The following is a 22,155-nucleotide window of genomic DNA, read 5'->3' as shown; positions in this document are numbered from 1 at the left end:
TTTTTACTTTCTCTTCTTTTTTATAAACTTTATCAAATAATATACAAACCCTAATAGAAACACTAATAAAACAGGGAAAAAATAACTTACAAGATAAAATGTATTGGAAATACAAAAATTAAAATTGTACTCGAAGAAGTAAAGAAAAATTAACAATAAGCCGGTAATTGTCAGAAATATTAAAAAATCACTTTTCATTTTCTTTGATAATTACATTATTAAAAAAAGCAATAAACATCGTAAAACAGCCAAACTCTGTATCTTGAAAACTAATATCTTCAACAACTGAATTAAGTATTTCTTTTGGAAATTTTTTGTACAAAAATTTATCCTCAATTACTGTTTCAATATCCATAACTAATTCATTTATAGTTCTTCTTTCTATATTTTTTTCTTCTAAATTAGTTATTTCTGATTTGGAGAAATACAAGTCAATTATATTTTTTTGAACTTTAATTACATAATATGGGACTATAATACTAATAAATAATGATATTGTATATAACTCACCATCCTCGATTATACTCACATTAAAAGTCATGCATCTATCCCCTAAATCAAACAAGGTGTGATCATTTAATTTATTTAATGTGTAATCGTGTTCAAACTCTGCAACAATTCTCTTCCTAAAAACTTTACCCTCTTCACTATTAAAATCATTTATTGTTTGAAATAATCTCTTATACTCCTCGGAAATAAAATAAATGTCTTTTTCTGTAAAGGCACATATATTTCGCGGATAGAATAAATAAACTACATTTTTTAAAACCTTTTCAATCATATTAATCGATTTAAATAGTTAATTACAGTTTCCTGAAGTCCATGTATTTGTTTTATAATTAGTCGCGGGAAGTTTTTCAGTTGAATTAAAATTTACCCTGCCTCCACTAACGTAAAGAGGATAATTGTGTACTAATCTCTCTCTAAAATATCGATCAAGTATCAAATCTGACACGTCTGTTCCTCCATATTTATCTATTACGTCCTGCATTGATTGTTGAAGTGCCCGAGCAGAAACATTTGCCGCAATTCCAGGTGTCATATCTGTATTACCCACCTGTATATTTGTTGGCGTACCAAAATATATTGCTTGTGGATAACTAAGAACATGCAATATTTCAATTCCTTTTGGGCTCAATCCTATAACTCTAAAATTAATATTTTTGACCATCGCTACTTGCCAATTAGCCCCTTTTTTCGACGTAAAATTAAAACTCTCACAGCTAGGCGGAATAACTTTAGTTACCGTTGATCCTGTAGAACTACTACTTCCTCCACCTCCGGGAGACTTTACATATCCCTTTGGACTATTACCTTTCGATCCTGATTTTAGACTTCCTCCATAAGCTCCTCCTCCATATTCCTGCTTATTCTCGGATTTTTCTCTGCGAATGATCACTTCATCCAATTCAAAAGGATCTGAATCTGACTTAGCAGTCGATTTATTGAGCCGTTCTGACTCCTCCGAAGAGATTACCCTAAGTCCTGTTAGCGCTGCTGTCGTATTGGAGTTTTCAAATTTTGCCCCATTTACAAATCCCTTTTCTAAATCCCAGACAATGATATACCCATTAAAGTTAACTAAATCCGCTGAAGTTTTTATTTTTTCTAAAGATTCTGATAAAGGGAGTATCTCATATAATGTAGCCGAAAATTCCTTTTTATTTTCTAAAGGGTATAAATACAATACTTTCTGTCCTATATAAGCATCACTCAGATTATTATCTCTAACGGGAACTACAATTGCCTCAGTCCTATTTTCAAAAGTTTCCGTGATTGCACTATCCCAATTATAAACCTGACTTTTAAACGACGAATCAATTTTTACTTTTGATTGATACTGTTCAAACCAAACCCTCGCTTGACTAACCTTAATAGATTGCTCTATTTTTTGTTCGCTTCCTGCTTCTTCTGAAGCACAACAACCTGTTAACACTGCAACTCCTAAAACCATTAAGAGGATTGCCATTTTTTTAATATTTTTCATACAAATATATTTCTATAAATATAAGAAAAATATTATATTAACAACTTATAAACGACTTTAAATATAAGTTTTATTTTACAAAAAAAAACCTGCTCGAACTAACGAGCAGGTTTTTTCTAAATTATTAAATCTTATTACAGAAACTTACGAAGCGATTTCCATACGTTTCAATAGATTTTTATTCAAAGTATGTTTTGCATAATCTTTATCAATACTTAAAACTTTATCGTCTGAACTTGGCAATTCGTACATCGCATCAGTTAAGATTGCTTCGCATAACGAACGCAATCCACGTGCTCCTAATTTGTACTCTAATGCTTTGTCTACAATAAAATCTAATGCCTCATCTGTAATGGTGAATTCAACTTCATCCATTAAGAATAACTTTTGGTATTGTTTTACCAAAGCATTTTTAGGCTGTGTCAAAATTGCACGCAAGGTTTCTTTGTCTAAAGGATCCATGTGCGTTAAAACCGGTAAACGTCCAATAATCTCAGGAATCAATCCAAAATCTTTAATATCTTTTGGAATAATGTATTGCAATAAATTGTCTTTATCGATATTGTCTACATTTTTAGAAGTCGAATATCCAACTGCCTGACGGTTCAAACGTTTAGAAATGATACGCTCAACACCATCAAAAGCACCTCCAGCAATAAACAGGATGTTTTGAGTATTTACTTCCACAAATTTCTGGTCTGGGTGTTTACGTCCTCCTTTTGGCGGCACGTTTACAACTGTTCCTTCAAGCAGTTTCAATAAAGCCTGTTGCACTCCTTCACCGGAAACGTCACGCGTAATAGACGGATTATCGCTCTTACGGGCAATTTTATCAATCTCGTCAATAAAAACGATTCCTCTTTCGGCTTTGGTTACATCATAATCGGCAGCTTGCAACAAACGTGTTAAAATACTTTCAACATCTTCTCCTACATAACCTGCCTCAGTAAGTACGGTCGCATCAACGATAGCCAAAGGAACATCTAACATTTTAGCAATTGTTTTTGCTACCAGCGTTTTTCCTGTTCCGGTTTGTCCCACCATGATGATGTTACTTTTTTCAATCTCAACTTCATCGTCTAATTGCTGTTGCATTAAACGTTTGTAGTGATTGTAAACGGCAACCGACATTACTTTTTTAGTCTGATCCTGGCCAATAACATATTGATCTAAGAAAGCTCTGATTTCTTTTGGTTTCTTTAAAATTAAATCCCCAACAAGTTTTGCGCTTCCACTAGATTTTAATTCTTCTAATACAATTCCATGTGCCTGTTCGATACACTTATCACAGATATGTGCATTGATACCTGCAATCAATAAATTAGTTTCTGGCTTTTTTCTTCCACAAAACGAACATTCTAATACTACTTTTGCCATTCTTTATTTAAGTTACTAAGCTGCAAAGATACTAAGTTTCTAAGTTTTTCAACTAAAACTTTAAAACTTAACTCCTTACAGCTTAAGAGCCTGTTTAAATTTTAAACAGGCTCTAATATTTTTATTTTTTTATTTAAAATTTTAAATCACAAAGAACACTTAAAATCTTAGCGTCTTAGCGACTTAGAAGCTTTAAAAAAAATTAGCTTCTTCTTAATACTTCGTCAATCATTCCGTATTCTTTTGCTTCATCTGCAATCATCCAGTAATCACGCTCACTGTCTTTGTGCACTTTATCAAAAGTTTGTCCTGAATGTTGAGAAATAATATGATACAATTCATCTTTCAATTTCAACATTTCACGTAAGTTGATTTCCATATCTGTTGCAACTCCCTGAGCTCCCCCTGATGGCTGGTGAATCATTACTCTTGAATGTGGTAAAGCCGAACGTTTTCCTGCTGCTCCTGCACATAATAGTACCGCTCCCATAGAGGCTGCCATACCTGTACAAATTGTCGCTACATCCGGTTTGATATATTGCATGGTATCATAAATTCCTAATCCTGCATAAACACTTCCTCCAGGAGAATTCAGATAAATCTGAATGTCTTTTGAAGCATCAGCACTTTCTAAAAATAATAACTGTGCCTGAACAATGTTCGCGATCTGGTCGTCGATACCTGTTCCTAAAAAGATAATTCTGTCCATCATTAATCTGGAAAAAACATCTAATTGAGAAATATTCAACTGACGTTCTTCAATAATATATGGAGTCATATTCGTTGGGTTCATTGCCGCTATAATTTTGTCATAGTACATGGCATTTACTCCCTGGTGCTTTGTAGCAAATTTTTTGAATTCTTTACCGTAGTTCATATTTTTAGTTTAAAGTTTGAAAATCTAAAGTCTTTAAGCGACTTAAGCAGGTAAAAACAAAGTTCGTACCTTTTTATACAATAATGTCAATTTGTCTTACTTTTTTGTTTCAGGTTTCAAGTTTCAGATTACTTATAGTCCGATCAAACGTAAACCTGAAATCTGAAACAAAACAAACTTAAAACAAAAAAGAGCGTCAGAAAAATCTCCTGACGCTCAAATATACTTATTTTTTTAGAAATTATTCTCCGTATGAAGCGGCAATAAATTCTTCGTAAGTTACTTCTTTTGTAGTTGGATTTGCTTTTTCTTTAAAGATTTCCAATAACTTCTCCGCTACTACCTGCTCAGAAAGTCTTTTCACTTCTTCCTGGTTTGATAAAACTCTTGCTACAATTGTCTGAACTTCTTCATCAGAAGGATTTAACTGTCCAAATTGAGCCATTTGTTGTTTGATAGCGTTTGTTGTAAAAGCTTTCAAATCTTCAAAATTAATCTGGATGTTGCTTTGAGCTAAAGCTTTTCCTTCGATTAATTGAAAACGTAATCCTTTTTCAGATCTTGCGTATTCAACTTCAGCTTCTTCTGCAGAAAGTTTTTTCTCTCCAACAGTTTGCAACCATTTTTTAAGGAATTCAGCTGGTAAATCAAATTTTGTGCTTTCGATCAGGAAGTCCTGAACGTCTAACAATAATTTTTGATCTGCTTGCTGCGCGAATTGAGCTTCAGCATCTTCTTTAATTTTAGATTTCAAATCTTCTAAAGAAGCTACTTTTCCTTCACCAAAAAGTTTATCAAATAACTCTTGGTTCAATTCAGCCAATTCAGCTCCGTTGATAGCCTCGATAGTAAAGTTTACTTCGATATCTAAACCGTGAACATTATCATGACCTACTTTTAAGTAATCCATTAATTGGTGATCGTCTTCAAATAAACCTTTTGTGCTTACTGTTACAACATCTCCAACTTTTTTACCGATGAATTTATCTCCGGCAGCTTTGCTGAAAGTACCTACAGCAATTGTAGTTGTATTGTTGATTCCGTTTTCTTCGTTAGCGAAAGTTCCAGTCAAATCTGAATCAGCTACTACCACTTCTTGTGGAATTGCTTTTCCAAATTGTTTTTGGATACGCTCTACCTGACCGTCGATTAATTTATCATCAGCAGTCACGATGTATTTTACGATATTGTTTTTAGCTTCTAAATCAATTTCGAAGTTTGGTACTAAACCAATTTCGTACTCGAATGTCAATTCTTCAGCATCCCAGTCAAAGTTTTCGTTTACTTTAGCTAGTGGAGTTCCTAAAAGATTTAATCTTTCAGCTTGAACAAAACGCTCTAAAGCCAAATCAACTACTTTTTTAACTTCTTCCTGCTTAATTGCTTTTCCGTATTGTTTTTCAACCAGGTCTTTAGGAACCTGTCCTTTTCTAAAACCTTTTACAGTAGCCAATGGCATTTTTTCGTTTATCCTTTTTGCTACCTGACCTTTATAATCCATGTGAACAACTGTCATTACAATTGTTTCATTCACAGCGTCTATTGCTACTCTTTTAATATCCATTTTCTTCTTTAATTTACATAATAAAATTGGGTCGCAAAATTATAAAATTTTTGCAACCCAACCAAGTTTTTAATCTATTGTATTTGAATACGTTTTAATCACGCTTTCTCTATTTGTTTTATTTATCGTCTCCTATAATTTTATAGGTGATGGACTGCAGAACAGACAATATAACACTAAAAAACAATGCTGTCCAAAAGGAATCTACTTTAAAACCTCCGACAATATTTGTACAGAACAAAATAATGATTGCATTAATCACCAACAGGAATAAGCCTAAAGTAATCAGTGTAACCGGTAACGTTAAAATTACCAATATTGGTTTTACAAAAAGATTTAACAACCCCAAAACTACCGCAACAATTACTGCGGTCGTAAAACTGGCAACATGAACACCAGGTAAAAAGTGAGCAATTAACAAAACTAAACCTGCCGTAACAAGAAGTCTGAGTAGTAAATTCATAATGGTATGTTTTAAAAATTTATTTAAAAGTACTAAAATTTAATAATATAAACCTTTGCTCAAAATTGCATTGATTGCTTTTTTTTCATGCTCCAGTAGTTTCTCCATTTCCTCTTCAGAAATATTATGTTTTACTCCGACATATTCCATCTGATCAAATCCTAAAATTTCATCAAAAATAAGTTTCACTCTTTCAACATGATAATCAGACGTAATGATCACAACAGAGTTTAAATTGTGATTGCGTGCTATCTTTTTTGATAAAACTGCATCTTCGACAGTATTGGCAGACAAGGCAGACTCCAGAAAATTTTCAGCACTAAGTCCATTCTCTTTTAAATATTTCATGGCATAGTCGGCATGTGGAAGCGGCGCTGTATTAAAATGCGCTCCAAAACCTCCTGTACAAATAATGCAATTGTCCTTTGATTCAAAAATATCTAAACAGTACTTTAACCTGTCCAGAGCTACTTGCCCTAAATCTCCTGTTTCTGAATTTGGTGATCCCAATACTATTAAAACTTTCATCTTTTAAACTAAATAGAATTAGTCCTTTTAAATCAAACCTTACTCTTTTAAAAATCCTGCTGTCAGTTCAAAAAACATTTTTGGATTTTCGGCATGAAGCCAGTGCCCTGCATTGGGAATGGTTTCAAATTTAGCTTTAGGGAAATGCTTGCGTATTGCATCAAAATCTGCGTCTAAAATATAGCCGGAATCCCCTCCTCTTATAAACAAGGTATCTTTATCAAAAACCAAACCTTCTGCCAGCGCTTTTCCGATAGCATCCAGATTGTCATTAAAAACTGCCAGATTAAATCTGAAAGCCAGCTGTCCCGGTGTTGCCCAATATAAATTCTTCAATAAAAATTGTCTTGTACCAAAATCGGGAACATATTGCGCAACAATTGCTTCAACATCATTTCGACTTGGTTTTACCGAAAAATCAACGGCATTTAATCCTGCCAAAATATCCTGATGGTGCTGTTTGTAAAATCGAGGGCCAATATCGGCTACAATTAATTTATCGACTATTTCGGGATGTGTAGCAGCAAAAAGCATAGCCACTTTCCCTCCCATCGAATGTCCTAACAGATCTATTTTATTTAACTGATTGGCCTGACAATATTCAAACACGTCCTGTACCATTGCTTCATAGGACCATTCGTCTGAATGAAAGCTACGTCCGTGATTTCTTAAATCCAGAAGATGAACCTGAAACCCCGCTTCTACATATTGACCTGCAAGTGTTTTCCAGTTGTCTGACATTCCTAAAAATCCGTGCATGATTACGAAAGGCTTTCCTTCTCCTTCTATTTTCGAATATAACATTTGTATTGGGTTTTAAAAACTGCTCACAAAGGTAAAAAAAGTTATGCACCAATTCTTAAACTAATTAACCTCGACAAAGCTGCTTTATTTAAAAAAACTTCGCGTCTTTACGGCTTTCCGTAAAGAAAGCACAAATACAAACTGTAACTTGCGCCTTCAAAAATCAAAATAAAATTTTTATTTAATTTAAATCTCAACCATGATTAAAAAATTATTCTTAGTATCCTTAGTTGCTTCTCAACTTATGGTTTCATGTTCTAGCGATGACAGTAAAGAAGAAACTCCAACGGAACAAACTCGTGATGAACAAATTGCAGATATTTTAAAACAGCCTTATTCTAAATTAACTCCTGCTGATCAAAAGATAAAATTAGAGGCAGAAGCGAATGAAATTCTGGTTCAATTAGACAAATCTAAAAATTCCGGTGCTATTGAAGCAACACAAAACTTAAACAGATTATTAGAGATTAGTGAAGTTGACATTACTAACGGAAAAAACAGCAATAAAGTAGAAGACATTTTAAACGTTTCCGGAGTTTACGGTATCTATACTTGGGACAATACGGCAAAAACTTGGGTTAAAACAGCCTCTACAACAGAACTAAAATTTGTTTTCCCAGCTAAAAAAACACAAACGACAAACAATGCGGTTCTTTCAGTAAAAGCCGTTGCTTCTGATGTAAAAGTAAAAAGTATCGATACTTACGGAAAATGGACTTATGACGCTGTAAAACAACAATATATTCAAAGCCCATCTGTATATGATTATTTCTTTTTACCAACATCTACAGATGCTATCTTAACCATCGATAATACAACAGCAGCTACTTTTACCCAAACTGCCAAATATTCATCTAAAAACCAATCTCCGGATGAGTTTGCTTACAAAATGGTTTTAAATGATGGTTATACCTGGGAAATGAATGGTAAAAAAGGAACTGAGAATACTTCAAAAGCCCTTTTTACCTACAACGGGAAAACTTTACTTGACTTCAGCGCAGGAAGCTCTGCTAATATTGATGCTCTTATCAATGACGATAAACTTATTCAATACAGAGGCAAAGCAAACGGACTGATAAAATTAATGGACAATTTTATTATTGTTGCTGAAACTGATTTAGCTACTGAAGCTGCTGATGACGCTGCATTAGAGAAAAGTATGGTATACCCTACTTACCCAAACTCAAACGACCCTAAAGCTAACTATAAAGAATATTACACTGCAGTAAATGCATATAACAAAAAATACTCTGAAGGTACAGCTACTATTTTCAATAAAAACATAAAATTAGTTTTAGTTTCTAAGAAAGACGGAACTAAAATTGCAGATATTGTTCAGCGTTCAGAAAAATCAGACTATGATTACGCTACTACTTTACCTGTTTGGGATACCAAAAATTCTTACTGGTCACACAATGGTACAGGAGAATCATTTACAAGAACTTACTATGAAGAAGAATATTATTTAAAATTCAATGACAATACTGAAGTTTCTTTCAGTACTTACTTCTCTATAGGATTCGAAAAACTTGATGCCAAATTTCAAGATTTCATCAAAGCTTTTGAGAGAAAATAAGCATCTTAAAGTATAAACTTAAAGCCGTTTTGAAACTAGTTTCAAAACGGCTTTATTTTTTCCGCGGTCTTTACAACAACCATACTTTGACCATAGCCTGCCCAGATTCCTATTCCGCCTTTAATATTTGATTTTAAACTTGTGTTTGCGGGATAAATAGGATTCCTACTGTTTACGATTTCGTTTTGCCAGCTGTTCCAAAAATCTAAGGCTTCTTTATTTTGAGTTCTTAATTTTACCAGTATTAAATCTCCATCTGCAAAATAAGGCGTGAACTTGGTTTTAGGAAAAAGTAAAATACCTCTGTTAATTTGGACGGATACGGCGGCGGTAGTAAAATTTTTATCGTCTAAATTGCCATAAAACGCAGGAACAAAAACAGGCTCCTCTCCTTCTATTCTGGTTGCAATCTGATAATAGTTTTTTTCGTTTACCGGATCATCAAATTTCACAAAAACGTAACCTGTCGTATCAGTGCTGACCTTCTTTATGTATTCTGCACTTTTTATGGCTACTGTTTTTGGAATCTTGGTTGTCGCTTCAACCACCCGGTTCAGATACTCTATTTTCAACGAATATTCTTTCCCTGCCTCTCCCATTAGAGTTGTACCATAATACACAAATGGAGGCACTCTGTTTTTATCATTCTTTACCCTTAAAACCTCTGAGGTCGTACCATCTGAAATGGTAATTTTTGCAGAACGTATCACATGATTTAACACATTAGTCGAATCAATTGTATTGGTAACCGGAATACTGCTCGATAGCAAAACCTGAGCGTAGTCTCCTTCTTCAATCCAGCCTTCTACTACAATTTTAGACTCTGTACCTGACTGACCAAAATCATCTTTGGAACAGCTTGTCACTATCAGGACAGCAATCAGTAATAAATATTTTTTCATCTTTTTTTTAAAATTTAAACCTCCAGCTCACAGAAGGCAATATGCGATACAAAACCTTTTCTTCCTGTTTTACAGTGACACTGTTTTTATCCTTATTCTCTTTAACACTCAGTACCACATAAATCGGATTTTTGATATTGAATGTGTTGTAAATTGAAAAATTCAGTGCACTTTCTTTTTTATTCGTTTTCACAAAGAAATAATTTACGGAAAGATCGGTTCGGATATAATTGGGCATTTGTGCATTGTTATAACCTGAATACTCTTTGACCGGATTATTGTTAATGAAATACCACGATGTTGGCATGGTAAAGCGATTACCTGAACCAAACAACTGAGTAACCCCGAAATTCCATTTGGCATTCAGATCGTACATTCCAACAATCGACAGATTATGTCGTCTGTCGTACTTGGCAAAATACGTTTTTCCATTGTTAAGCTCCTCAAAATTACGATCTGACCAGCTTAGTGTATAGCTCAGCCAACCGGTAAACTTTCCATTGCTCTTACGAAGCATTACTTCTAGTCCGTATGCTTTTCCTTTTCCTACTAACAAATCGTTTTTGAATGTGGTTACTTCATTAAACTGTGTGATTCCGTACGGATATTCAAGCAAATTTTTCATCGAACGATAAAAACCTCCCAGAGAAGTACTAAAATTTTTCGAAATATTCTGGTTCGAACCAATCGAAAACTCGTCTGACGATTGCGGTTTTATGCCGTCTGAACTGGCGATCCAAAAATCAGTAGGAATTCCAACACTTGAAGTAGTTATCAGACTTAGGTATTGATATTGTCTGTTATAAGATCCATAAAAAGAATATTTTTCGTTTAACTGATAATTCAATAAAACTCTAGGCTGAAAATGCAAATAGGAGTCACGAGAACCTGAAGCATAATAATTAACCCGAATACCCAATTCGGCACTTAAACGATTCGTAAACCTCGGTTTTATAGTCGTAAAAACAGCCGCCTCATTGGCATCGATTGTGCTATTTTGAAAAGCATTATTAGCATCTGTCAAATTCTCGACATTTACTTTTTGTGGCTGCAAATTATGATGTACATATTGTATTCCGGATTCTACAGGAACATTTTTTATCTGATATCTAAAAGCATTATTAAATCCAAAATCTTTTACATATGACGAAACTCCAAACTCAATGGTTGCCTGTTCCATATTCAGTTCATTAGAATATTGACTAAAATATAGCGCATTTGACATGTTTACATTTGGAGAAATTGCAGTAACCAAAGTAGGAGAAATGGTGACGTTACTCCACTTTAAACTAGTATTCAAAGCAAGATTTCCGTCCTCGATCTTCAACTCATCACCACTAACAAAAGCATCGACAGAAAGCAGGTTATTTTTAGAAAGCTGAGAAATAAAAGTCAAATTTCCATCTGAGAAACCATATTTCATATTCTGAACATCATTGTTTTTTGAACCGGAACGCAATAATGGCGCAACAATCTCATCAATATAGGTTTTCCTTCCTGAAATATACAAGCCTGAGTTTTTACCCACAGGAGCAGTTAATGTCAGCTGTGAAGCTAAAATTCCAACATTCCCCTGAATACCTAATTCTGAAGGTATTTTTTTATTCGGAATCAAAAGTGTCGTTGAACTCAAACGTCCTCCATATTTTGCATTCGAACTTGATTTATCAAACTCGACACCTTTAATATGATCGGTATTATAAAAAGGAAAAATCCCCAACAAGTGCGACATTCCATATACAGGAGTTCCATCGTACAAAATGGCATTATGCCCCGGATCTCCACCTCTAACATACAAATATCCGTTTGCGTCTCCTGAATTTTGTACGCCGGGTGTCAGCTGCAAAAGTTTTATAATATCTGTAGTCCCTAAAACGGTCGGAACTAAGGACAATTCTTTTAAATTAAAGGCTAGTTTTCCCCCTGACAAAGTCGTTATCGGGCTTTTTTTATCATTATTCACTATAACTTCTTTCAGATGAGAAACATCTTTATCCAGCACTATTGAAAGCACCGTATCTTTTTCGAAGTTAAGATTAATGATTTTCGTAAGATAACCTAATTGGCTGATTGTTATTGCTACACGCCCAGGCAGCAGCTGTTGCGAGAAATTACCAACAGAGTCAGATAACTTATAATACTGTTGAATCTCTGTTTTTAGAGAGATACTTGCTCCAACGAGATTCTCGCGTTCAGAAGATTTTAGATTTCCGCTTATACTGACTTTAGATTGCGAAAATACACTGGAAAAACAGAGTAAAAAAAAGAGGATGATTGGTTTTGGCACTTGATTTTAATAAGAAAAGTGCGAAAATAAACAATTATAAAGTGTTTTTTGAGAGTATGCGTGATTTTATTTCCTATTGGGAGTTACTTTTTTTCGGTCGAATTTAAATCATTTGCCCTCATTTTCAACCTGCTCCTTCACAAGCAGTCTTCTTATCTAAAACTCGTGACTAATATTTACGATCAGTCACGAATTATAATCTCAATTACTTCAATTTATTCAGATACATATTTACTACGTTATCCAAGCCCAAATATAGAGCTTCCGAAATCAAAGCATGACCAATAGACACTTCTAACAATCCCGGAATGTTTTGTTTGAAAAACTGAATATTATCCAAACTTAAATCGTGACCTGCATTAATTCCTAAATCCAACTCATTAGCCAGTTTTGCCGCTTCAACATAAGGATCGATTCCGTTTTTATTTCCTAAACCGTATTGATGCGCAAAAGCTTCCGTGTACAATTCAATGCGATCTGTTCCTGTTTTTTTTGCTCCTTCTATAACTTCCAGCACCGGATCGACAAAAATCGATGTTCTGATTCCGTTTCGTTGAAACTCCTGAATCACTTCCGTCAGATACGATTGATTGGCTACAGTATCCCAGCCTGCAGACGAGGTAATCGCTCCAATTGCATCCGGAACTAAGGTCACCTGTGTTGGTTTACATTCTAAAACCAAATCGATAAAATTATGCTGCGGATTCCCTTCAATGTTATATTCAGTATGTACAATTGCTTTTAAATCGCGTGCATCCTGATAGCGAATATGGCGCTCATCCGGACGCGGATGGATTGTGATTCCCTGGCCTCCGAAATTCTGAATGTCGGTCGCAACTTTTAATAAATCAGGAACATTTCCACCGCGTGCATTTCGCAACGTTGCAATTTTATTGATATTTACACTTAACTTTGTCATATAAATAGATAATTAATTCTGGTAACACTATATTTGTTACGACAAAAATACAAAGTAAAACGTAGCGTTTTTTGCTATTTTTTGATTATTTTGCATGAAATATCTTCAATAGATTTATGACAGAAATTACAAACTATATCACCAATGATCTCAGAGCGATTGATAGTCAGGAAACGATAGCATCGGTTCAGGACTTTTTTGCTGATTTGAACTTTTCACATTTTCCGGTTTTGGAAAATGGAATTTTTATTGGAAGTATCGCCGTCGATGATGTCGAAACTTTTGATACAGACAAAAAAGCCATTGACTACAAATATACTCTGGAGCGTTTTTTTGCCCGAAAATCTATGATTTGGCTTGACGTTCTCGAAGTATTTGCTAAAAATCATACCAATATAATCCCGGTTCTTGACGAAAACAACACCTATATTGGTTATTATGAAATGGAGGACATCATGAAATTTTTTCAGGAAACTCCTTTCTTAAAAGAACAAGGCGGTATTATCATTGTCCAAAAAGGACTTTTGGACTACTCTATGGGCCAAGTCACTCAAATTATAGAAAGTAATAACGGTAAAATCCTAGGCTGTTTTGTCTCTGAAGCTGATTTAGAAAATGTTCAGATCACCATAAAAATTGGTGTAGGACCTATGAATGAAATCATCCAGACTTTTAGACGATACAATTACGAAATCATATCCGAACACCAGGAAGACGCTTATATCAACAGCTTAAAAGAACGTTCTGATTACCTGGACAAATACCTTAACATATAAATTATTAATGTGTCAATAAGCAAATTAGTTGATTAGATAATCTTCGCATTGACAAATTATCTGATTAACACATTGACAAATTATCTAATTAACGAATGAAAGTAGCCATTTACGGACAGTATTATCAAAATAGTACAGGCCCCATTATTAAAGACATCTTTATTTTTTTCAATTCCAATAATGTCGAAATGGTAATTGAAGAAGACTTCCTGAAAATGCTCTACGAAAAAGAACTCGTTAAAAAGGAATATAAAACCTTTTCTTCCTCTACTTCGTTGGACGATAGTTATGAAATGCTCATTAGTATCGGTGGTGACGGAACTATTTTAAGAGCTGCAACGCTGGTTCGCAACTCAGGAATTCCAATACTAGGCATTAATGCCGGAAGATTAGGGTTTCTAGCAACAGTTCCCAGAGAAAGTATCGATAATTTTTTACAATACATCATCGACAAAAATTACACAATCTCCGAAAGAACTTTATTAAGCTTAACCTGTGATCCTAAAAATGAAGCTATCGAAGACGACTTAAACTTTGCAATGAATGAGGTCACCGTCAGCCGAAAAGACACCACGTCTATGATTACAGTTGAAACATATTTAAACAACGAATACTTAAATTCATACTGGGCAGACGGTCTTATAATTTCAACGCCAACAGGCTCGACGGGCTACTCCTTAAGCTGTGGCGGCCCGATTCTGACCCCTAATGTTGAAAGCTTAGTGATCACTCCTATTGCGCCGCACAATTTAAACGCAAGGCCATTGGTTATCCCGGACAATACCGAAATCAAACTTCGCGTTACCGGAAGAGAAGACCAGTATTTAGTTTCTTTAGATTCCAGAATCACCTCTGTAAAAAATGATTCTGTTCTAAAAATTAAAAAAACCGATTTCAAAATAAAAATGGTGGAAATACCGGGCGAAACTTTCTTAAAAACACTGAGAAAAAAACTGCTCTGGGGGGAAGACAAGAGAAATTAAACGCTTTTCTGAATTACCACTATACGATAATACTACATTTTCCCGTTCTGCCTATAGCGAATCATCATCAAATAGCTCAAAATCATATTGTAAATTGAAAAAAAAGCACATTTAGCTAAACAAACTTTGATTCGAATCGATAATTATTATATTTGCACGCAATTTTGAATTAAATGAAAAAAAATTTTAATTTATTGTTATGTTTTTTCCCCTTTATCACACTAAATGCTCAAATCAATGAGATTGGTGTTTTTTTAGGTGGAAGTAACTTTGTAGGAGATGTAGGTAAAACCACCTATATTGCACCGGAAAAACTGGCTTTTGGTGTCTTGTACAAATGGAATAAAAGTCCGCGTCACTCCTATCGTTTCTCGTATACACAATCAACCGTTACAGGAAACGATTTCGATTCATCTGAAACAGGAAGAAACAGAAGAGGCTATAGCTTTAAAAATAATGTAAAAGAACTTTCGGCTGGTCTGGAATTCAATTTTTTCGACTTTAATCTGCATGATTATCACAGAAAAGTAACTCCGTATATCTTCTCCGGGCTTAACTTTTTTATGTACGACAAATTGTATCGCTTTACATCAAGTCCAACCGTAACACAATCTTTAAGTTCAAGTTCGTTTGCTATACCAATTATATTAGGAATAAAATCAAACATAACTCCAAGTATTGTTTTAGGAGCCGAAGTTGGAGCACGATATACTTTTACAGATGCTATGGATTCCAGTAATCCAAATACAAAAAACACAAACATATTACAGTTTGGAAATTTAAATAATAATGATTGGTATGTCTTCTCTGGTATTACTTTAACTTATACCTTTGGAGAAAAACCTTGCTATTGCGCAGAATAATAAAAATGAATTTACTAGAATCAATAGATAATACAAACCTACCTCAACACCTGGCCATTATTATGGACGGGAATGGCCGTTGGGCAAAACAACAAGGTTTTTTAAGAGCATTTGGTCACGAAAACGGAACAAAATCTGTAAAAAACACCATAAAAACATGTGCCAAACTTGGTATTGAATACCTGACACTATACGCTTTTTCGACAGAAAACTGGAATCGTCCGAAACTGGAAGTCGAAGCACTGATGAAAATTTTGATCAATTCCTTAAAAAAAGAACTTGATACACTGCAAAAAAACAACATCAAACTTAATGCTATCGGGAACCTCGAAAAATTACCAAAATCGGCTCAAAAAGAGCTGTTGGATGTAATAGAAAAGACCAAAAATAATACTCGAATGACCTTAACTTTAGCATTAAGTTACGGATCAAGAGAAGAATTGGTACAAGCAGTTAGAACCATCAGTGATAAAGTTAAAAATAATATAATTTCAATAGACTCTATTGACGATTCAATTATAAATGAGCATCTTTACACGCAAAATTTACCTGACGTAGATTTATTAATAAGAACAAGTGGAGAGCATAGAATAAGTAATTTTTTGCTATGGCAGATCGCCTATGCAGAACTATATTTTACTAATGTCTTATGGCCAGACTTTAAAGACCAAGATTTATATGAGGCTATTATTAGTTATCAAAAAAGAGAACGTAGATTTGGAAAAACCAGTGAACAAATTAAATAATTTTTTAGTGTTGCAAAAAAGAATACAAATAGTCTTTACCCTGCTTCTTTTGGGTAGTTTTTCACAAATTAAAGCGCAAGAAAGAGTTCCTTTTGATCAGGGGAAAAAATATATTCTTGCCAAAGTTTCTGTTGTTGGTAAAATAAGCTTTAACGAACAAACAGTTGTTACTTTTTCCGGTCTTCAAAAAGGACAGGAAATTGCCGTTCCGGGTGAAGAAATTAGTGGTGCTATTAAAAAATTAGGCAAACTTGGCCTTTTTGATGAAATCTCTTTTTATGTTAACAAAATCGACAACGACAGTATCTATCTGGATCTGAACATTGTCGAACTCCCAAAATTAAACGAAGTTAAATTTGTTGGTATTAAGAAAAATAAAATCGAAGGGTTAATTAAAGACAACAATCTGACCAAAAACAAAATTGTCAATGAGAACTTAATCACGACAACTAAGAATTATATTGAAAATAAATATAAAAAAGAAGGGTTTTACAACACTAAAGTTACCATTACCAATACTCCCGACAGTACTGCAGGCAATCATGTAAACATGCTTGTACGGGTAGATAAAGGAGATAAGGTGAAGATTAGCGGTATCGATTTCACAGGAAACAAACAGCTTAGCGGAAATCAGCTGCGAGCTGCTATGAAAGATACCAAACAAAAGAACATACTCCGTATCTTAAAATCTTCTAAATTCATTCCTGAAAAATACAAAACCGACTTAGAGAAAGTCGTTGCTGCCTATAAAGAAAAAGGATATCGTGATGCCCGTATTATTTCTGATTCTGTTAAATACGACAAGAAAAAAAACATGCTTGCCATCAAAATTAATGTAGAAGAAGGAAACAAATACTACTTCGGAAATATTAAATTCTTAGGAAATACAGTCTACTCAGATCAGCTATTAAACCGTTATTTAGGGATCAAAAAAGGTGAAACTTACAACGGAGTTTTATTGGAAAAACGTATTGCCGACAAGACAAAACCGGACGCTGAAGACATTACAAACTTATACCAAAACAATGGTTATTTATTCTCTAACATCAATGCTGTAGAGGTAAAAACAGTAAACGACACCATCGATTTTGAGATCAGAGTTACAGAAGGTCCTATAGCATACTTCAATAAAATATCGGTTGTTGGAAATGATAAAACAAACGACCACGTAATTTATCGTGAATTAAGAACTAAACCAGGAGAAAAATACAGTAAAGAGCAGTTAGTTCGAACAATTCGTGAAATTGGACAATTAGGATTCTTTGATCCTGAAGCCATTGATCCAAAATTCAAAAATGTTGATGCTGCAGCAGGAACTGTTGACATTGAGTACCATGTTGTAGAAAAAGGATCCAGCCAGGTAGAACTTCAGGGAGGTTACGGTGGTGGTGGTTTCATTGGAACCCTTGGATTATCATTTAACAACTTCTCAGCAAGAAACCTGTTCAATAAAGAATCGTACAAGCCATTACCAATGGGTGACGGTCAAAAAGTAGCACTTCGTTTACAAGGAAGTACTTATTTCCAAACCTATAGCGTGTCATTTTCAGAACCATGGTTTGGAGGAAAAAAACCGGTACAATTTAGTTCTTCTATTTCTTACAGTAAACAATTCTTAAACGACTTTGCTACCAGACGTGTAGATAAAAGCAAGAGTTTTAACATCCTGACTTTACAAGTTGGTTTAGCGAAAAGACTTACTGTGCCGGACGATTACTTCGTATTATCACAATCTATTAGTTACCAGCACTATGACTTGAACAATTATAACACAGGATTGTTTACCTTTGGTAACGGAGCGTCGAGAAACTTAGCATATACTATTGGTCTTTCAAGAAGTAATAAAGGGGTTAACCCAATATTCCCAACCTATGGTTCAGACTTTAGTATTTCTGCAAAAGTAACTCCTCCATATTCCTTGTTTAACGGAATTGATTATGGAGATCTAAAAAATCAAAAAGAATATAAAACACAATATACAGGAGCTCCAACTTCTGGTGCAGATGGTAAACCATTGAACACTGGAGATTACACCAAAATGGAAACCATTAACGGAACACCGGCAGTCGTAAGTGTTGGTTCTGATTACGCGAGCGCAGATACTGATCAAGGGAAAGTAGATCAAAAAAGATACAATTGGCTGGAATATTACAAAATTAAATTCAAAGGTGAGTGGTATACCAAACTTTATGGTAAATTAGTACTGCGAACTTTAACAGAATTTGGATTCCTGGGAGCATACGATCAGGCAAGAGGAGTGGTACCGTTTGAGCGTTTTTATTTAGGTGGAGACGGAATGGCAAACTACTCGATGGATGGTAGAGAAACGGTACAGTTGAGAGGTTATGAAAACAACTCTTTAACTCCTACAAATGCACTTAACCAACAAATTGGGGCCACAATTTATAACAAATTCTCTATGGAGTTACGTTATCCGATTACATTAAAAGCTTCTGCATCGATTTATGCATTGGCGTTTTTAGAAGGAGGTTCATCATTTCCAACTTTTAAAGATTATAACCCATTTGACCTGAACCGTTCTGCGGGTGTTGGTTTACGTGTATTCATGCCGGCATTTGGATTATTGGGTATTGACTGGGGTTACGGTTTCGATCCTCAACCGGGAGAGACTAAGGCGCATGGTAAAGAAATTCACTTTATCATCGGACAACAATTCTAAAAAAACAATAGTTGGTTAAAAATTTTCAAATAAAGTAATGTTATGAGAAGACAATTTTTATTTATATTTTTAGCCCTGATTGTAGCAAATACAAGTCAGGCTCAAACAAGAACGACAAGGATTGGCTACATCGATATGGAGTATATTTTGGAAAATGTTTCCGATTACAAAGAAGCTAAAGCTCAATTAGAGCTCAAAGCTCAAAAGTGGAAACAGGAAATAGAGACCAAAAAACTGGACATCAATAATCTTAAAGAAAGCCTTAAAGCCGAAAGAGCTTTATTGACAAAAGAGCTTATTGACGAGAAAGAAACCGAGATTAAATTTCTCGAAACCGAAATGATGGATTATCAGCAAAAGCAATTTGGTGTCGATGGAAATCTGATGCATCAGAAAGCAGGTTTGGCAAAGCCTATACAAGATCAGGTTTTTACCGCGGTTCAGGATATTGCTGAAGCAAAAAATTATGACTTTGTCTTTGACAAATCATCTGATTTAACGATGCTTTTTAGCAATAAGAAATTTGACATCAGCGATCAGGTAATCCGAATTTTAAACCGTACGGACAAACGTGAACAACTGACTAAAAAACAATTAAAAGATCAGGAAGCCAAAGAAAAACTGGAAAATGCTATTGATGAGAATCCAGCCATGGCAGACCGACAAAAAGCTCTTGATGATAAAAAAGCCGCCAGAGCAAAATTAATTGAGGACAGAAGACTTGAGCAGGAAGCCAAGAAAAAAGAATACGAAGACAGAAGAAAAGCATTAGCCGCCGAAAGGGATGCCAAAAAAAATGGCACGGTTTCTGAACCTGTCAAAACAGAAGGAGCCAAAACAGAGCCTGCTAAAACGGATGGCACAACAGCAAAACCGGCTACCAATGTTAGCCCAACCGAAGGAACAGCACCGGCTCAGCCTGCTGTAAATAAAGCTGAAGAAAGACAAAAGCTTTACGAACAGCGTAAAAAAGAATTAGAAGACAGAAGAAAGAAAATTTTAGAAGAGAGAGAAGCGGCGAAAAAAGCAAAAGAAGCCGAAACACAAAAAACAAATACGACCAATAATTAATTAATATTTTTAAAAATGATGAAACAAATCAAAACTTTACTAATTGCTGCAATACTAGTTTTAGGAGCAAGTAACACGATGAACGCGCAAGCTAAAGTAGCTCACGTTGATGTTAGCGAGATTATGTCGAAAATGCCTGCAATGCTAGACGCTCAAAACCAACTGCAAAAATTAAGTGGTACATATGATGCTGAATACAAAAAAATGGTTGACGAATATCAAGTAAAAATCAAAAAATACGAAGGTGAAGCTGCAACTGTAACTGATGCTGTAAACGGAGAACGTTCTAAAGAAGTTCAGGACATGCAAAAAAGAATTGTTGACTACAGAGACAACGCTCAAAAAGAATTACAACAAAAAGAAACTGACATCGTAAAACCATTAATGGAAAAAGTAAAAGCTTCTATCCAAAAAGTTGGAAAAGCTAAAGGTTTCCAATACATTTTAGACGGTTCTACTTTATTATTAGCTGATGGTCCAAACATTACTGCTGATGTAAAAAAAGATTTAGGATTCTAATAAACAAATTCCTTACACAAAAAAACGGTCCATACACTTTAAAGTACGGACCGTTTTTTTATGCATTTCACTAGAACTGCATAAATACTTCTCTTTAGAGATCAGACTTTCGCCCTTTCAGGGCTTTACAATGATTATTCTTATTGATAGTGCGTTGCACTATGCTATTGCTGAGGCTCTTTCAGAGCAATGAGTTTCGAATAATTTAATTTGAGAGTCAAACCGTAAACCAAATGCTTTTTAAAAAGGATTCTGGAAAACTTCTCTTTCAATCACTCCAATATCTAACTCCCAATCCACAAAAACATAGCGCCCCTTGTCGGAATCTTTGCGTTCTTTGCGGTTAAATCTCTAAAATTTTATCTGAGTTAAAATGCCGTTAAAAAACAAAAACATTCAAAGATTTCCTTTCAATTGGGATATACATTTATATCAAAAAACATTAAATTTGTCCTATGACAAACAACAATCCTATAGGCGTTTTTGATTCCGGTATTGGAGGGACTTCCATCTGGAACGCCATTCATGATCTGCTTCCTAACGAGAAGACTATTTATTTAGCCGACAGCAAAAATGCGCCTTACGGTCAAAGAACAAAAGAAGAGATTGTTGCTCTAAGTAAAAAAAATGTAGATTTTTTACTGGAACAAAACTGCAAACTGATCGTGGTTGCCTGCAATACTGCTACGACCAATGCGATTCGTGAGCTTCGCGCTGATTATGATATTCCCTTTATCGGAATTGAACCGGCGATTAAACCGGCTGCCAACAATTCGAAAACGCAGGTTATTGGAATATTGGCCACGCAAGGAACGCTGAACAGTGAACTGTTCAATAAAACTGCCGAAATGTTTCAGCATACCACTATTATCGAACAAGTAGGTCACGGGCTCGTTCAGCTTATTGAAGACGGGAACTTATATTCTCCGGAAATGACTCAGTTACTGGAATCCTATTTGCGACCTATGATTGATGCCAATATCGACTATCTTGTTCTGGGATGCAGTCATTACCCTTATCTGATTCCGCAAATCAAAAAGATTCTTCCGGAACACATTCATATTATCGATTCAGGAGAAGCGGTTGCCAGACAAACGCAAAACATCCTGCGAGAAACCGTTGGTTTTACTGCCAATCCCAAAAGCGAACCTGTATTTTATGTCAATTCAAATCCCGAAGTTTTAAAATCAATTTTAGACCATAAATATCCTGTTATCGAGAAGGATTTTTAAT

The 22,155-nt window shown here is 34.8% G+C and carries 20 protein-coding genes; 9 read left to right on the top strand and 11 right to left on the bottom strand.

Going from position 1 to position 22,155, the window contains the following annotated elements; all coding sequences use genetic code 11:
- Positions 1-187: 187 nt before the first annotated feature.
- The 8 genes from OLM58_RS10800 to OLM58_RS10765 all read right to left on the bottom strand — a co-directional run bounded on the left by OLM58_RS10800 (position 188) and on the right by OLM58_RS10765 (position 7,600).
- Positions 188-781: a hypothetical protein gene (locus tag OLM58_RS10800; RefSeq protein WP_264532280.1), complete on the bottom strand. Its 594-nt coding sequence runs from the start codon at positions 779-781 to the stop codon at positions 188-190.
- Positions 782-799: 18 nt separating this feature from the next.
- Positions 800-1,987: a hypothetical protein gene (locus OLM58_RS10795; protein WP_264532279.1), complete on the bottom strand. Its 1,188-nt coding sequence runs from the start codon at positions 1,985-1,987 to the stop codon at positions 800-802.
- 144 nt (positions 1,988-2,131) lie between these two features.
- On the bottom strand, positions 2,132-3,364 hold the full coding sequence (gene clpX, locus OLM58_RS10790) for an ATP-dependent Clp protease ATP-binding subunit ClpX (protein WP_202702068.1): 1,233 nt from the start codon (positions 3,362-3,364) through the stop codon (positions 2,132-2,134).
- Between the two features lie 202 nt (positions 3,365-3,566).
- A complete protein-coding gene (gene clpP, locus OLM58_RS10785; RefSeq protein WP_017497934.1) occupies positions 3,567-4,241 on the bottom strand; it encodes an ATP-dependent Clp endopeptidase proteolytic subunit ClpP in 675 nt (224 codons plus the stop codon).
- 241 nt (positions 4,242-4,482) lie between these two features.
- On the bottom strand, positions 4,483-5,805 hold the full coding sequence (locus OLM58_RS10780; protein ID WP_264532278.1) for a trigger factor: 1,323 nt from the start codon (positions 5,803-5,805) through the stop codon (positions 4,483-4,485).
- A gap of 118 nt (positions 5,806-5,923) precedes the next feature.
- Positions 5,924-6,268, bottom strand: coding sequence for a phage holin family protein (locus OLM58_RS10775; RefSeq protein WP_264532277.1), 345 nt, complete (start codon positions 6,266-6,268; stop codon positions 5,924-5,926).
- A gap of 39 nt (positions 6,269-6,307) precedes the next feature.
- Entirely contained in the window at positions 6,308-6,796 is a 489-nt protein-coding gene (locus tag OLM58_RS10770; RefSeq protein ID WP_264532276.1) for a YdcF family protein, read from the bottom strand.
- Positions 6,797-6,835: 39 nt separating this feature from the next.
- Positions 6,836-7,600, bottom strand: a complete 765-nt coding sequence (locus OLM58_RS10765) for an alpha/beta fold hydrolase (RefSeq protein ID WP_264532275.1) — start codon at positions 7,598-7,600, stop codon at positions 6,836-6,838.
- A gap of 199 nt (positions 7,601-7,799) precedes the next feature.
- On the opposite strand from OLM58_RS10765, the gene OLM58_RS10760 reads away from it, so the two are divergent.
- Positions 7,800-9,176, top strand: coding sequence for a hypothetical protein (locus OLM58_RS10760; protein ID WP_264532274.1), 1,377 nt, complete (start codon positions 7,800-7,802; stop codon positions 9,174-9,176).
- 41 nt (positions 9,177-9,217) lie between these two features.
- Here OLM58_RS10760 and OLM58_RS10755 read toward each other — a convergent pair whose 3' ends face one another.
- The 3 genes from OLM58_RS10755 to OLM58_RS10745 form a co-directional block, all read right to left on the bottom strand.
- Positions 9,218-10,078: a DUF4249 domain-containing protein gene (locus OLM58_RS10755; protein ID WP_264532273.1), complete on the bottom strand. Its 861-nt coding sequence runs from the start codon at positions 10,076-10,078 to the stop codon at positions 9,218-9,220.
- 7 nt (positions 10,079-10,085) lie between these two features.
- Entirely contained in the window at positions 10,086-12,365 is a 2,280-nt protein-coding gene (locus OLM58_RS10750; protein WP_264532272.1) for a TonB-dependent receptor, read from the bottom strand.
- A gap of 205 nt (positions 12,366-12,570) precedes the next feature.
- Positions 12,571-13,284, bottom strand: coding sequence for a pyridoxine 5'-phosphate synthase (locus tag OLM58_RS10745; protein ID WP_264532271.1), 714 nt, complete (start codon positions 13,282-13,284; stop codon positions 12,571-12,573).
- 116 nt (positions 13,285-13,400) lie between these two features.
- Here OLM58_RS10745 and OLM58_RS10740 point away from each other — a divergent pair, with 116 nt between their 5' ends.
- From OLM58_RS10740 to murI, 8 genes are all read left to right on the top strand, one after another.
- Positions 13,401-14,060 (top strand): CBS domain-containing protein, encoded by a 660-nt coding sequence (locus OLM58_RS10740; RefSeq protein ID WP_264532270.1) that lies wholly within the window; start codon positions 13,401-13,403, stop codon positions 14,058-14,060.
- Between the two features lie 95 nt (positions 14,061-14,155).
- Positions 14,156-15,043, top strand: coding sequence for an NAD kinase (locus OLM58_RS10735; protein ID WP_017497923.1), 888 nt, complete (start codon positions 14,156-14,158; stop codon positions 15,041-15,043).
- Between the two features lie 173 nt (positions 15,044-15,216).
- Complete coding sequence (locus OLM58_RS10730; RefSeq protein ID WP_264532269.1) at positions 15,217-15,906, top strand: DUF6089 family protein; 690 nt, start codon at positions 15,217-15,219, stop codon at positions 15,904-15,906.
- Between the two features lie 5 nt (positions 15,907-15,911).
- Complete coding sequence (locus OLM58_RS10725) at positions 15,912-16,652, top strand: isoprenyl transferase (RefSeq protein WP_264532268.1); 741 nt, start codon at positions 15,912-15,914, stop codon at positions 16,650-16,652.
- Positions 16,585-19,332, top strand: a complete 2,748-nt coding sequence (locus OLM58_RS10720) for an outer membrane protein assembly factor (RefSeq protein ID WP_264532267.1) — start codon at positions 16,585-16,587, stop codon at positions 19,330-19,332. Before OLM58_RS10725 ends, OLM58_RS10720 begins: the two co-directional genes overlap by 68 nt.
- A 42-nt stretch (positions 19,333-19,374) precedes the next feature.
- A complete protein-coding gene (locus tag OLM58_RS10715) occupies positions 19,375-20,403 on the top strand; it encodes an OmpH family outer membrane protein (RefSeq protein WP_264532266.1) in 1,029 nt (342 codons plus the stop codon).
- Between the two features lie 15 nt (positions 20,404-20,418).
- A complete protein-coding gene (locus OLM58_RS10710) occupies positions 20,419-20,922 on the top strand; it encodes an OmpH family outer membrane protein (RefSeq protein ID WP_017497918.1) in 504 nt (167 codons plus the stop codon).
- Positions 20,923-21,377: 455 nt separating this feature from the next.
- Positions 21,378-22,154 carry a glutamate racemase gene (murI, locus tag OLM58_RS10705; RefSeq protein WP_202702082.1) on the top strand — a complete coding sequence of 259 codons (777 nt, stop codon included), beginning with the start codon at positions 21,378-21,380 and terminating at the stop codon, positions 22,152-22,154.
- Position 22,155 lies beyond the last annotated feature (1 nt).

The organism is Flavobacterium sp. N502540 (genome assembly GCF_025947365.1).
Lineage (GTDB): Bacteria > Bacteroidota > Bacteroidia > Flavobacteriales > Flavobacteriaceae > Flavobacterium.
This window is presented reverse-complemented; position numbering and strand designations above follow the sequence as displayed.